14 protein-coding genes are annotated in these 12,556 nt (G+C 44.5%); 10 read left to right on the plus strand and 4 right to left on the minus strand.

Translation table 11 applies throughout. From position 1 onward, the window contains the following. Positions 1 to 7: 7 nt before the first annotated feature. The 4 genes from H6F73_RS05245 to H6F73_RS05260 all read left to right on the plus strand — a co-directional run bounded on the left by H6F73_RS05245 (position 8) and on the right by H6F73_RS05260 (position 3,259). Positions 8 to 487 carry a hypothetical protein gene (locus tag H6F73_RS05245; protein WP_190757752.1) on the plus strand — a complete coding sequence of 160 codons (480 nt, stop codon included), beginning with the start codon at positions 8 to 10 and terminating at the stop codon, positions 485 to 487. A gap of 359 nt (positions 488 to 846) precedes the next feature. Beyond that, positions 847 to 1,038 carry a hypothetical protein gene (locus tag H6F73_RS05250; protein WP_190757753.1) on the plus strand — a complete coding sequence of 64 codons (192 nt, stop codon included), beginning with the start codon at positions 847 to 849 and terminating at the stop codon, positions 1,036 to 1,038. An 18-nt stretch (positions 1,039 to 1,056) separates the two neighbouring features. Next, positions 1,057 to 1,368: a hypothetical protein gene (locus H6F73_RS05255; protein WP_190757754.1), complete on the plus strand. Its 312-nt coding sequence runs from the start codon at positions 1,057 to 1,059 to the stop codon at positions 1,366 to 1,368. A 283-nt stretch (positions 1,369 to 1,651) separates the two neighbouring features. Further along, complete coding sequence (locus H6F73_RS05260; protein ID WP_190757755.1) at positions 1,652 to 3,259, plus strand: hypothetical protein; 1,608 nt, start codon at positions 1,652 to 1,654, stop codon at positions 3,257 to 3,259. A gap of 96 nt (positions 3,260 to 3,355) precedes the next feature. Here H6F73_RS05260 and bla read toward each other — a convergent pair whose 3' ends face one another. Next, a complete protein-coding gene (gene bla / locus H6F73_RS05265) occupies positions 3,356 to 4,321 on the minus strand; it encodes a class A beta-lactamase, subclass A2 (protein WP_190757756.1) in 966 nt (321 codons plus the stop codon). A gap of 618 nt (positions 4,322 to 4,939) precedes the next feature. Between bla and H6F73_RS05270 the strand changes: the two genes are divergently transcribed. From H6F73_RS05270 to H6F73_RS05285, 4 genes are all read left to right on the plus strand, one after another. Continuing rightward, on the plus strand, positions 4,940 to 5,578 hold the full coding sequence (locus H6F73_RS05270) for a hypothetical protein (protein WP_190757757.1): 639 nt from the start codon (positions 4,940 to 4,942) through the stop codon (positions 5,576 to 5,578). Positions 5,579 to 5,667: 89 nt separating this feature from the next. Further along, positions 5,668 to 6,579, plus strand: coding sequence for a pentapeptide repeat-containing protein (locus H6F73_RS05275; RefSeq protein ID WP_190757758.1), 912 nt, complete (start codon positions 5,668 to 5,670; stop codon positions 6,577 to 6,579). Positions 6,580 to 6,678: 99 nt separating this feature from the next. Beyond that, entirely contained in the window at positions 6,679 to 7,263 is a 585-nt protein-coding gene (locus H6F73_RS05280; protein WP_190757759.1) for a hypothetical protein, read from the plus strand. 249 nt (positions 7,264 to 7,512) lie between these two features. Then, positions 7,513 to 7,698 carry a hypothetical protein gene (locus H6F73_RS05285; RefSeq protein ID WP_190757760.1) on the plus strand — a complete coding sequence of 62 codons (186 nt, stop codon included), beginning with the start codon at positions 7,513 to 7,515 and terminating at the stop codon, positions 7,696 to 7,698. A 90-nt stretch (positions 7,699 to 7,788) separates the two neighbouring features. On the opposite strand, the gene H6F73_RS05290 is transcribed toward H6F73_RS05285, so the two are convergent. Beyond that, positions 7,789 to 8,754: a TIGR03885 family FMN-dependent LLM class oxidoreductase gene (locus H6F73_RS05290; protein ID WP_190757761.1), complete on the minus strand. Its 966-nt coding sequence runs from the start codon at positions 8,752 to 8,754 to the stop codon at positions 7,789 to 7,791. Between the two features lie 77 nt (positions 8,755 to 8,831). After that, entirely contained in the window at positions 8,832 to 9,371 is a 540-nt protein-coding gene (locus H6F73_RS05295; RefSeq protein WP_190757762.1) for a DUF1269 domain-containing protein, read from the minus strand. 1,192 nt (positions 9,372 to 10,563) lie between these two features. Between H6F73_RS05295 and H6F73_RS05300 the strand changes: the two genes are divergently transcribed. Together H6F73_RS05300 and H6F73_RS05305 are read left to right on the plus strand one after the other, a co-directional pair. Then, the gene (locus tag H6F73_RS05300) at positions 10,564 to 10,782 is read left to right on the plus strand and encodes a helix-turn-helix transcriptional regulator (RefSeq protein ID WP_190757763.1); all 219 of its coding nucleotides are present in this window, start codon (positions 10,564 to 10,566) and stop codon (positions 10,780 to 10,782) included. Next, positions 10,782 to 11,372: a ScaI family restriction endonuclease gene (locus H6F73_RS05305; RefSeq protein WP_190757764.1), complete on the plus strand. Its 591-nt coding sequence runs from the start codon at positions 10,782 to 10,784 to the stop codon at positions 11,370 to 11,372. The genes H6F73_RS05300 and H6F73_RS05305 overlap by 1 nt, the downstream gene beginning before the upstream one ends. Here the strand turns inward: H6F73_RS05305 and H6F73_RS05310 are convergent. Beyond that, a complete protein-coding gene (locus H6F73_RS05310; RefSeq protein WP_190757765.1) occupies positions 11,369 to 12,394 on the minus strand; it encodes a site-specific DNA-methyltransferase in 1,026 nt (341 codons plus the stop codon). The two genes, H6F73_RS05305 and H6F73_RS05310, sit on opposite strands and share 4 nt — an antisense overlap. Positions 12,395 to 12,556 lie beyond the last annotated feature (162 nt).

The following is a 12,556-nucleotide window of genomic DNA, read 5'->3' on the forward strand; positions in this document are numbered from 1 at the left end:
TGTGATCATGCACAAATACCTCATCGAAGCTCTTGCTGTTATTACCGCAGGAACTTTAGGTCTATCTGCCTTAATCCTGCCATCACCGGCAAGAAGCCAGGAAACAAAAGAATCTTGTGAACTTGGCATTCTAAATGCAAAAAATCGCATCGAAGAGGGGAGAGATATCACAGTCATCACGAATGTTATTGATGCCAGTAAAAAATATCCTGATCACCCTGATAATCGCCCAAGGATTGTTATGATTGCAGTTGATGGTATCGCTGCTGACTCAATCATGGTATCGCCAGTGTTTCGCAGGGCAATCACCTCTGAAATTATCAAATCTTGCAATTCTGTGGGTGCAGTTACCTTTAATCGATATCAAACTTCGTGGCTTATTACGGTTGGTTTGATGAAAGATGGTAGTATCCAAAACTTTCAATGTCTGCTTAAAGATCGGAGAACAGCCCGTCCCTCCTGGGGCGAAGAATGGTGCGATATTTGAGCCGGCCTAAAAGGTTATAGCACATAAATTCCCCTACGGTTGGTTTAGATTATACAGGGGTTCTCAGGTGCTTAAACTAAACGATAGGGGAATTTAGAGCGCTCACTTCATCACCTGAGCCGTTAAAGCAAGTCAATCCTATGCGCTAGTAATACTTGTCAGCCGTTTGTAGAGTTTGAGTGACACAGCAGTGCAGCAGATCTCGCTCAATTGTCGCGGACCAACTCAATTTTTTTCTAACAAATTCCGCATTCTTTTTACGGGAATATTCCTTAAACTATCCTAACTTTATTAAGCACAACTTAATACAAAGGAAGAAACAACTCAATTGCATTACTGTCATCATCGCCTCTGGCCTAATGACTCAGTTTACTTATGCACAAACTCAGTCATATCCAACCGATGAAGAAATCCAAAAATTGATGCCTGAGGTTTACCGGCAAGTTGAATATTGGAATCAATATAAGGAACCTGAACGTCAAAAGGAGGCTAAAGCATTTGCCGCAACTTGGGTACATGGGCTAGCCATAGCTTCTTTTCTAGAAAAATAGTCAGCATGGGAAGAAACAATGAATATTTATCCTTCAACCACAGAGGGTCAGGTCTGTATAATTAATCACTATGGGACTGCACAAGCAGTTAGTTTGAGTTTAGGAAATGTTTTTAATCAGCGAATCTATAGTGACAACCATGAAGTCATTTTCCTAGAAGGAAACTATGCAGGAGTTGCAGGGAGCAGAAATCAACCAGGCGTGAACGTTTATCGTTTATTTGCGCCGGCTCAAGTGCGGACTCGTGCATTTTGGAGAGATTGGCCTGAAGGTTATCGGGTCATGGAGCAATTTAATGCAGCCGGCTGTATTGCTTTTTCTTCTAATTAATTACCCGTCAGCAAAGAATTTGAAACCCATGTAGAATTAGGGCAATTTTCAATTCAGTTTGAGTCTAGTTGCAAGAGGATGATTCCTGTGGGGAGTAGGAATTTTAGCCGGGTTTCAACAAAAATTGAGCGATTAGTCTGCCACTAACAACATTAAATAGCTCAGTTTCAGGAAATTGAATAAAGTGCCTAGCTAAATGCGAAAACCCCAAGTTTAAGTTTGTAGTTAAACCAGTAGTCAGGAAATCTTACCCGTTGTAGATCTATCGGAAAAGGAGCCGGTTATGCAGTTATTACCTTACTCTAGCTTTACCGTTAAAACCCAAGCTTCCTTGCCGGCTGTCATCGACAAGCTCAATGCCCAAATCGAAGCGCCAAAGGCAATACGATGGGGTGTTTCTCGCAATCATGCTCCCTATGAAGGCACGATCAATGATTCGGGATTTGATATCCGTCGCATTATTCACTACCGAAACTCGTTTTTACCAAAGATCCGGGGGAGATTTGAGCCGTTCTCTCAAGGAACACTTATTCATGTCACCCTGCGGTTGCCTCCCTTTATCATCGCTTTCCTACTTTTTTGGTGTGCAGTCTGGTACAGCATTGCGATCCCGTTTTTTCTGTTCGGGGCGTTATCTGGGGATGTGGATGCCTTCCTAGCCTTCCAATTTGTAGGACTGCCGGTTCTTATATTATTTGCCTTGTGGTGCGGCTTTTGGTATGAAGCAAATCGCAGCCGGCACGAGTTAACCCAAATTATTTTAGGAGAACCACTCGTTAATCAGTCAGGTAAAGCCTCTTTTACCGGCTCGCGGATTCTAATGGTAGCCGTCATTCTTCTCTCGAACATTCTCCTTTGGCACTTTTCCCCAATTTTTCATCAACAAAGATCGTCTTCTATCGTCCCGAACTATTGTTCTCAAAAGACAACCCAGTCCCCTTACTGCAATTTCTCCGTTATTCGCACCATAAAAGGACATCCCGCAGCCTCTACTTTTGCAATCAGTGCTGATGGTAAAACCCTGGTTAGTGGGGGGGAAGATAAAGCGATTAAAATCTGGGATTTGCAAACCGGACAGTTAAGAAAAACACTTCAGAGCGATTCAGGTAAAATTGACGCTGTGGCAATTGCTCCCGATAGTAAAACCGTTGTCACCGGCAGTGGAGATCGCATGGTTCGCATCTGGGATATTACCTCAAACCAGCGCCCCCAGATCCTCAAGGGACATTCTAGCGATATCCGTCAGGTCGAGATTTCATCTGATGGAAAAACCATTATTAGTCGCGCTTATGAGGAACTTAAAATGTGGGATCTGACAACCGGCGAGCTAAAAGCAACAGTGCCTAATTCGTCTCCAACAGAGTTCACAATTGGTTCAGTTTCGATTAAAAACGGGCCTCCACCTTTTTATCCCTTAGCCATCAGTCCGGATGGCAAAATAGCATTGGTAGAATTGGACAGTCAACTGGTGGTGTGGGATTTGGCGACCAACCGGCAAACAATTCTCCCTAAAAAATGGAATTTTGAATCGATTGGCACTTCACGGATCAGTTTGGATGGACAAACAGTCGTCACCACTTCATCGTCTAGCAAACCAGTCAATCTGAAAGTATGGGATCTGAAAACGGGAAAGGTTAAGGCACGTACAAAGCTGAATTTTTCTCCGAAAGAAAATCATCTCTCTAACATTATTCTCAGTCAAGATCGCATCATTGCCGGCACTTACAAGGGGCTGGCGGTGTGGAATCTGCAAACAGCGGAATTAGAAACCATTTTGGACAAACATAAGATGAGGAATTTAGTGATTAGTCCTGATGGCAAATTATTAGCCGGGATGATCGGCGATCCATACTCTCGCAATAGTCAAATTAAAATATTGCAGCGTCCATAAATTCTCTCCACTCAAGACTATGGACTGAAATCAGCAAGATTATCCTAATTCCGCAACAGGTCTACTAAATAAACAGTTCGCTATAACCTTTCATGTCTATTTGCTCCATTCGTCCCATGCTGCCTTCGCCACTTTTGCGATGACTTCCTCACGTATCGCATCGTTTGCCTTAGAATCTGAAACAAAAACTGCGATTGCTAAATGTCGTCCATTCGGTAGCGTCACAAGTCCCACATCATTTGTTGCAGCCGTCACTCCATTTACAGTAGCCGAAGTACCCGTTTTGTGCGCCACAACCGTCCCATCAGGCAACAGTCCTTTAATGCGCTTTGAACCTGTCGTTGTCTCTGTCATCAATTGCAGCAATAAAGCTTGACTAGATTTTGAAAGCCCTTTTCCCTCATGAAAAGCGCGTAACAAAACAACGGCGGCATCAGGCGTTGCATAGTTACGATACTGCACTGTTGTGTCTTGCCCTAGCTCCTTCTCCGTGTTAGCAACAACGATATCGTTTACGCCAAGATCACGCAAATACTGGGTGACAATCCTGGGTTCACCGATGAGTCGTAACAGCACATCAGAAGCCGTATTATCACTTTCAGAAACCGTGTACTTCAATAGTTCAGCCAGACTAAATTCCATTCCCTGTGATTTCTCATCTAGAATCCGACTACCCTGGACGACATCGCTGTTTTCAATACGAATTTTTTGGTCTAGCTTCAGTTTTCCTTGGTCTACTTGAGCCAGAACAGCCATTGCAATGGGAAACTTGTAAACGCTTTGCATCGGAAATTGCTGATTTCCATTCAGAGTCACTGATTCTCCGGTTTCTAGCACTGTGGCTGTAACCCCAACCCGCCCTTGAGCAGCATGAGAGATTTGTTCAATCCGCTCACGTAATTCGTTCCTGCGATCAGCGTTGGATGTTGCGATCCCGCTCGGCGCACTTGTTTGGTTGTTGGGGGTGTCTTCTCTATTACTGGAGTTAATGCTTGTGCAACCAATAGTCAGTAAAAACAAGCAAAATGTGTAAAGCCAAGTTTTTTTAATCACTAGAATCATGTCAATACTTCTTGGTTAGGGTTAAGCCGTATTAAGGATAGAAAAAGTTAGGAGTACGACATCTATCCAAGTTAATATATTAGCTTCTCCTGTTTGATTTAACCCACTTTTCTTTTTTCCGCCAGAGGTCTAATGATCATCAAGGAAAAAAAACTTGTCGAGTGCCGGCATCTTGCCCGCTAGAAATCTGACAACCTATTTAGGATTGCTATAGTTTTATGGGAACTTGCTAGGAACTCTGATAAAAACTTTTCCCAGTGTCATTTTCATTTGCCTGGTTTCTAGAAAAGAATCTACTTGCTCAGCTAACTTGCTAAGTCAGTCGCCTAAATAATTGCCGGTTTTGAGACTGTAGGCGGCACTTGTTAAAGCTCAAGTCGAAACAGAGGTTGAACATCAGAAGCGAAATTCATTTTATTGGAAGCAAATGAGATGCTTAAACTCATTATCTCCATCCCATCGCTCTACTCGAATCTAGTGAAGAACTTAGCGTAGAGCAGATAGGGTTGACAGTCGGATGCGCCCTTCGTGTGGGTTTTTAAGATTTTTGCAATAGCTCTAGGGTAAACTCAGATGTTGCACGTTGAATCGGGTTTCCCCTGTACGGAGATTTAAAGCTTGGGTATAGAACTTCGCAGTTATGTATTTTTAGACAGCTTGCAGCCTCAGCACGCGGCTTATATGGGGACAGTTGCGTTGGGTTTCCTGCCATTGCCCGGTGATACTTCCTTGTGGATTGAAATCTCACCTGGCATTGAAATTAACCGCATTACCGATATTGCACTGAAAGCCACCTCGGTACGTCCTGGGGTGCAAGTTGTGGAACGACTTTATGGGCTTTTAGAAATTCATTCCAGCCGGCAAGGCGACACCCGAACTGCCGGTAAAGCGATTTTGGACGCTTTGGGAGTCAGTGCAAGGGACTGCCTGAAACCCCGAATCGTTTCTAGTCAAATTATCCGTAACATCGATGCCCACCAAACCCAACTGATTAATCGCACGAGACGCGGACAGATGATTTTAGCAGGGCAAACACTTTATGTCTTAGAAGTGCAGCCGGCAGCATACGCCGCCCTAGCCGCGAATGAAGCAGAAAAAGCCGCCTTGATTAATATCCTGGAAATTCAAGCAGTGGGCAGCTTTGGACGCCTCTATTTGGGCGGAGAAGAACGAGATATTATGGCCGGCTCTCAAGCAGCGGTGGCAGCGATTGAAAATGTAGTTGGGCGAGAAAATCCTGCCGGTGGAAACGAATAACCAACCTCTCAGGTCAGCGTAAATTTTGGTATCACAACTTGTTACAGTCTTTGTTGGCACTGCTGGATTTGAAGCAAAGGAAACTTTAGATGGCAAACCTAGAGCATCTCGCACAACTGGAGAAAGGTGCAGTGAGATGGATTGAGTGGAAAACGAAAAACCCAGACTTAGAACCGGACTTGAGCGAAGCAAACCTCAGCAATGCTAACCTCAGAGGTGCCAACCTGCGCGGCGTTAACTTAAGAGGGGCTGATTTGTGCAAAACCAAACTCATTGCAGCCGATCTGTGCCATGCTAACCTGACTAGCGCGAACCTCTACGAAGCTGAACTCATCGATGCTTACCTGATTGAAGCGAACCTCAGCATTGCTAGCCTGATCAAAGCGAATTTGACGCGATCTGATCTCACAAATGCTAACTTGGTGGGAGCCGATCTCACTGGCGCTAACCTCAGTAGTGCCGATCTCACTCATGCTAACCTAATCGCAACGAACCTCAGAGAAGCGAACCTCAGCAGCGCCGATCTCAGTGATGCTCAGCTTAACAGAACCAACCTCAGCAGCGCTAAGTTGATTGCAGCAAACCTCAGCCATGCAAACCTCAGCAATGCCAACCTCCACGAAGCTGAATTGATCAACGCCCATCTTTACAAAGCTGACCTGCAAAAAGCAAATCTGATCGAGGCGCATCTCAGTAGCGCTTACCTCTTTGGGGCTAACTTGAGTTTGGCCGATCTTTACAAAGCTGATTTTAGATGGGCAAATTTAAGCAAAGCAAATCTGGCTGGGGCTGATTTAAGAGGGGCTAACCTCAGAGGCGCTAACCTCAGCAAAGCGAACTTGGCTGGGGCTGATTTAAGAGGGGCTAACCTCAGAGGCGCTAACCTCAGCAAAGCAAATATTGAGGAAGCCAATCTCATTGAGGCTAACCTTGAACAGGCTAATCTGAGTAATACAAAGCTTCACAGGACAGTGATGCCGGATGGGGCAATTCACCCTTAAATTGCAGCTGCTAAAGGCTGGAATAGCAAGTCATTGACCTCTAAATTTCTTTAAATAGCAATCAGCCAACGATCTGAAAAATCCTTAAGCGAGTGAGCAATGAGTACCAATTGGCGAGGTTATCGAATAGCGGCATGGGTGGGACAGTTTCTTCTGGCGATCGCCATTGTCGTATCGGTGACGCAGGGAAACTGGATGGGGGTGATCATCTTAGCCGGCTTCCTGGGCGCTTCACTTGCTTTTGTAGTCATGGACAACCGACTGCCAACACTGTTTGATTTTCTTTTTGTTATCGCAGCGCTACTCAATGCAGGGGGATGGGTTTGGGGTTTATTTTACCAGCCGGGGCCTTATGACGAAATTACCCATGCCTTTACAACGTTTTCCATCACCTTAGCGCTGAGTTTTTTGGTTTACAATCCGATGCTTACCGTTTTCCGCAACCACCGGCTTCTCTACCTCCTAACGATCACCAGCTTCGGAATTGCTATCGGTGCGATTTGGGAAATATTTGAGTGGGTAACAGCATTAATTAATAGCATTGATGACACAATCGGGGACTTGATCATGGACACCCTTGGGGCTGGGGTGGCGGCACTTGTAAGCCTCTGGGCGTTGCAAGTGCAAATTCGTCCGCAAGAAGCAACCGATGCGGAACAACAGGCAGAAGCGGGCCGGCGCTAAAGTGGAAGCTTGCTTATCATCTACCTGTAGGAATATCTTGTGTAAATTCATTAAAAAAATTTCTATCGCCTATAGAAATTTATTAACAACTTTTGACAGGTGAACTCTTGCAGGCAGTGATTGAAAATAGAAACATCCAAACTCAATTTTCTTCAAGGATGTTAAGCAATGTTTTTGAAAACAAATTTCAAAAAAATTACCCTACTCAGTCTCTTAAGTGCCCTTCTCCTAGGTCTCGTAAGTGTAGGCATGGACAGTCCCGCCAAAGCTGAATCTCCAAATGCTGATAACCGTGAGGTTATAGGGGATCGTTACTCGGCTGCGTCTGAAGAGGACGAACAAGAAGAAGAAGAAGAAGAAACTGGCCAGGAAGAGGAGCAACCTACCGGCACTGAGGAGGATAGTGAGGAAGAAGAGGGAGGCGCAGAAGATTAATAGGGCCGGTTAATTCACCCCAACTAAAGCGTTAACTCAATGCTGAATTAAAAGCTCTAGCCTGGGTTGTTAGAGAAGTTGCCAAGCTAGTTAACCTTGTGCAAGCACCGGCAGCACTTTTTCCCCAAAAACTTCAATAAATTGCTGCTGATCCCGGTTAACATTGTGCAGAATCAACTCGCTAAATCCCAGTTCCAAATCTTTCTGAAGCCAGTCAATATGCTGCTGGGGATCTGCTGAGATTCTGACGTGTTCGTCCAGTTCTTCTGGCTGCACAAACTCGCCGGCAGCATCAAACTGTGCCGGTGTCCGCAGTTCTGTCAGCAAGATATTTTCAAAAATGTTATTGCGCCACTGTTCGTGCGCTTTTGCCCTTGCTGTCGCCTCATCTTGGGCATAAGAAAGCTGTACCTTCAGGTACATGGGTTTCCCCTCTCCGCCGCCTCGGTGAAAGGCTTCCACAACCTGCCGCAACTTGTCCGGCGGGCGAGACGTGGTGATTAAGCCATCGGCAAAACTCCCGAACCACTCAGCCGTCTGGGGTGTGACGGCTGCGCCAATGATGCGCGGTGGCGTCTGAGGGCGAGTGTAAAGCTTGGCTTCTTCAACGCAAACGCGCCCGTGATGGGTTACAGTTTCGCCGGCCCATAGAGCGCGAATGATTTCAATGCATTCTTTGAGACGGGCGTTGCGCTCCGATTTAGCCGGCCAGAGAGCGCCGGTGATTTGTTCATTCAACGCCTGACCACTCCCTAGGGCCACCCAAAAGCGATCCGGGAACATCTCAGCCAAGGTTGCCGCCGCTTGGGCGATAATCGCTGGATGATAGCGCTGTCCGGGAGCGCAAACAACCCCAAAGGAGAGGGATGTTGCCTGCATTGCCGCACCCAGCCAAGACCAAGCAAACCCGCTTTCTCCTTGTGCCTCACTCCAAGGGTGGAAATGGTCGGACGATAAAGCAGCCGTGAAGCCGGCTTGCTGAGCCATCTGCGCCCACTCTAGCAGAGCGCTGGGTTTGAACTGTTCGTGAGAAGCGTGATATCCAAACTTTGCCATGTTTAATTGCTTGAATTAAGAACAATTTGGGTAAGTATTTAGTAGTGCCTTTTACCGCACAAACTTCGCTGATCTCTTCAGGTTGTCGTGTAAGTTCCCCACTGCTGAATCCCTTGATTATTCAGAATCGATTCAGCATGAGTGAGTTCGTCTTCGCTGGCATTTAGGATGACTAAATAATCACCTTTAGCCAGATGCTCGTCATAAATTCTGGCTTGCTCTTTTGAGATGCCGTTGCCAAGTGCTGCGCCAATAATGCCACCGGCTGCTGTGCCATAATAGCCGCCGGCAAACAAACCCCCTAGGGCAACTTTAGAGCCGGCAACTGCGACTGCACCCAAGCCAGGAATCGCCAATGTACTCAGTCCAACTAATAAGCCACCGAGACTGCCCAAAGCGCCGACTGTGAGGGCACCTTTTGCCAGACCCCCAACGGTTTTATCCCGAACGAATTCACTCTCGGAACTGGTGAGTTCATCCTCTGGATTGGCATCGCGCACCACAACAGAAACTTTATCCATCGGGTAATCAGAATTTTTCAACTCTGTGAGAGCCGATTCTACTTCTTGCCGGCTGGAAAATGCACCTATGCCGCATTTTGGTAAACCCAAACTCATGTTTCTCTCCTTCTGTTGTTAAAACAAGCAGTTACATCCGCAAATTGTTTAGTAATGATTGCATTCGACATCTGTTTGATTTGAGCTTCGTCTGTTCCTTCCAGCAATCAATTAAAAATTAGCGCTCTCTTCAGTTAATTTTTAATATTTAATTGCTTCCGGATACACATCCACCCCAAATAACTCCAGTGAATTAAGCAAACACAACAACTAACGCTCTCGCGAACCATGTAAACTCTCGTTGCCGATACGATATCAAGCTTTTGAAAGCGCTTCACTCTCCCAAAGGAAACATTTTTGACTTACGCAAGCGCTTAAATTAGGTAGATTGACAACGCAACTTAAACAAATTGTCAAGCCCAAACTTACTTTATTAGCGGTAAATACGTCCCTCTTGTGGTTAAGCCAATCGACAAAACAAGCAGACATTGCTGTTATAAATTTCCTCTAATGACTCAATAAAGGTTGATTGGCCTAACCTTTTCTTAATCCCCTGTTAAGGTGTGCCATAAAATGAAAGTGCCGGCATAGAAGACGAGAATAATCGCTGAACCTTAATTATCCACATACACAACGCTAGACAGTCGGTGAAGCATATTCAGTTCTAGAGTATTAACCGCTTTCTGGTAGTTGTGATTAGATGCATGAGTAGCAGGAGTCTCCAGTCTTCGCGTTTCTGAGTTTGCTTTGTACTCTTCTAGCTTTGTCTGGGCAAGATATGAGTAATCTGAAACCCTTTCCCGTACTTGACTGACTAGACCCCTTCAACTGTTAATTGCTCTGGATCTCCATGACCTTTTGTTGTGCCTGATCTACAAGAGATTTGAATTTGTCTGCAAAGCCAACCATTACGATAATCTCCCTGTCTTTTGAGCAAGTCATAGCTCAGTATGTGCCAAATAATTGTTCCCACATCGGACTATGAGCTAACGTCTTCAGGCTATGGCATCCCAACCTGTGACTCTAGAGTACCGTACCGTCTACACCGACAATTTGAGAAACCTAACGGTGAAGTTGTGCGGCTAAGCCGCCTTGAACTCCTGCAGACAGCCTCTGTTCCATCCGCGCCAAGCCATTGTTAGGTGCCATTGCAGCTTCAGCTGCTAGTACAGTTTCATTTCCTAGTGTTTAAGGCAGACTTGCTACTTATAGTCTGTAGACTTATTGTCATCATTTGTAAGATTTTCTTCCTATGAGTGAAGATCCAAGACAAATTTTTGGTGGCCATATACGCAACTTTCGCAAACAGGCAGGAATGTCTCAAGAGAAGCTTGCTGAAGTTTGTGGTTTGCACAGGACTTATGTAGGTGCTGTAGAACGCGGTGAACGAAACGTTAGCCTCCTTAATATTGTTGTACTAGCTCGTGCCCTCAACATAAAACCCGCAGAGCTTTTGGAAGGAATCTTTTAATGAATTCTCCTTATTCAGGCTTGTCAGTTAGTGAATGGCTGCGAGTTACTCAAGAGATTGTTGAGAGACATCCACTGTCTGCTGAAGAAATTGTTGATGCAGTTTTAGCTTCCTGGGAATCAATTCTTGATTCAAGGTTAGGAACCAAGGGTTTTCGCATTGGTAAAGATATTTTTCCAAAACCCCAAATTATGGGCTTTCTACTTCATGAATTAATACCTTTGGAACTAGCGGCAAAACATCCAAATAATTGGCGAGGAGATACCAGTTCATCAGATAAGGACCTTGTGTATATACCAGATGATTCTTTTTCAATCGAAGTGAAAACATCATCTGATCCCAAGCATATATATGGCAATAGGAGCTACGCACAAGGCGCTAGTAAAGGTAAAAAAGGTAAGTCTGGATACTATCTCGCAGTTAACTTTGAGAAATTTTCTGATACTAGGAATTCAAGCATTCGACTTATTCGGTTCGGTTGGATTGATTCCAATGATTGGATTGGACAAAAAGCTGCGACAGGACAGCAATCACGCCTTTCATCAGATGTAGAAAATTATAAACTTCTCCAGCTATACAGAAAAATTTAGAGTAATAAAGCTTGACTATATGCAGTACGTCTTTCTTTCTGAAATGCCTTAAATCTTTGAACTGCCATATCACAGTAATCTTGTCTAATCTCAAAGCCTATAAAAAGACGACCTAATCCAAAAGCAGCTATTCCTGTTGAGCAAGAACCTGCGAAGGGATCAAGAACTATCTCAACCTGGTTAGATGAGGCTTGTATAATTCTCTCAACAACTCCCAATGGAAATTGAGCGGGATGTCCGGTTCTCTCCTTTGAACTACGTTTCTTGCCTGTAGTAACCTTCGGACACTCCCAAACATCTGAAGGGTTTTTCCCTAAAGGATTACAGCGGTATTTCCCATCTTTCTTCTGATTAGGGTACTTTACATTTGCATCACGTATGTTATCTAAATTAAATGTATATTTTTGGAAATTTTTGATGTAAAAGAGCCATTTTTCATTGCGGGGACTCAAACGGTACTTTGTTGAAACACCAGCTCCATATTTCCAGACTACTTCTTGCAACAAATAAAAAGGGGACTTGTCCCAAAGAAGATATGGAATAGGTACACAGAGACCTTTATCAGGTACTTGTAAATAACCAATATTTAACCAGAACGCGCCAGTCGCCTTAGTAACCTTGTGTATCTGGTGCATCCAACCAGAACACCAACTTACATATTCATCCACAGACATTGGGTGTTCATATTCTTTCCCAATGTTGTACGGTGGTGACGTAATTGTGAGATCGATATGTAGGTTTGTAGAAGATAACTTGTCCAAAAACTCAGTTGAGTTTCCTTGATAAAGGATAAAACCTGCATCCGAGTAAAACGGCTCACCGAGCTGTGATTTCAGAGTTTTTTCAACCGATAGATGTTTAGAGAGAATGCAGCTTTCTATTTCCTTAGAGAAGGGTTGCAGTAATGTAGACGGAGCAACTTGCGTTGCTTGATGTGGATCAATACCCTTTGCAACATAAGCATTTTTGTCTTTGCTGGCTATTTTCCTTGAGCTGTCTTCAGTTATTGCAATTTTTTTCATTCTAGGTAGTCTTCTCAATCAATTATTAAAAGCTTACTAAAACAAAGTCTGTTTGATACTCATTAGAAGTATTTCATGCCATCTAACTGCTTTTTGGACTAGAAAGTTCACGCATATCACCCTACATCAGGCGAGCCGGCAGATAGCTTTCCATATTACCCT

The sequence above is a fragment of the Microcoleus sp. FACHB-68 genome, assembly GCF_014695715.1.
Classification (GTDB): domain Bacteria; phylum Cyanobacteriota; class Cyanobacteriia; order Cyanobacteriales; family Oscillatoriaceae; genus FACHB-68.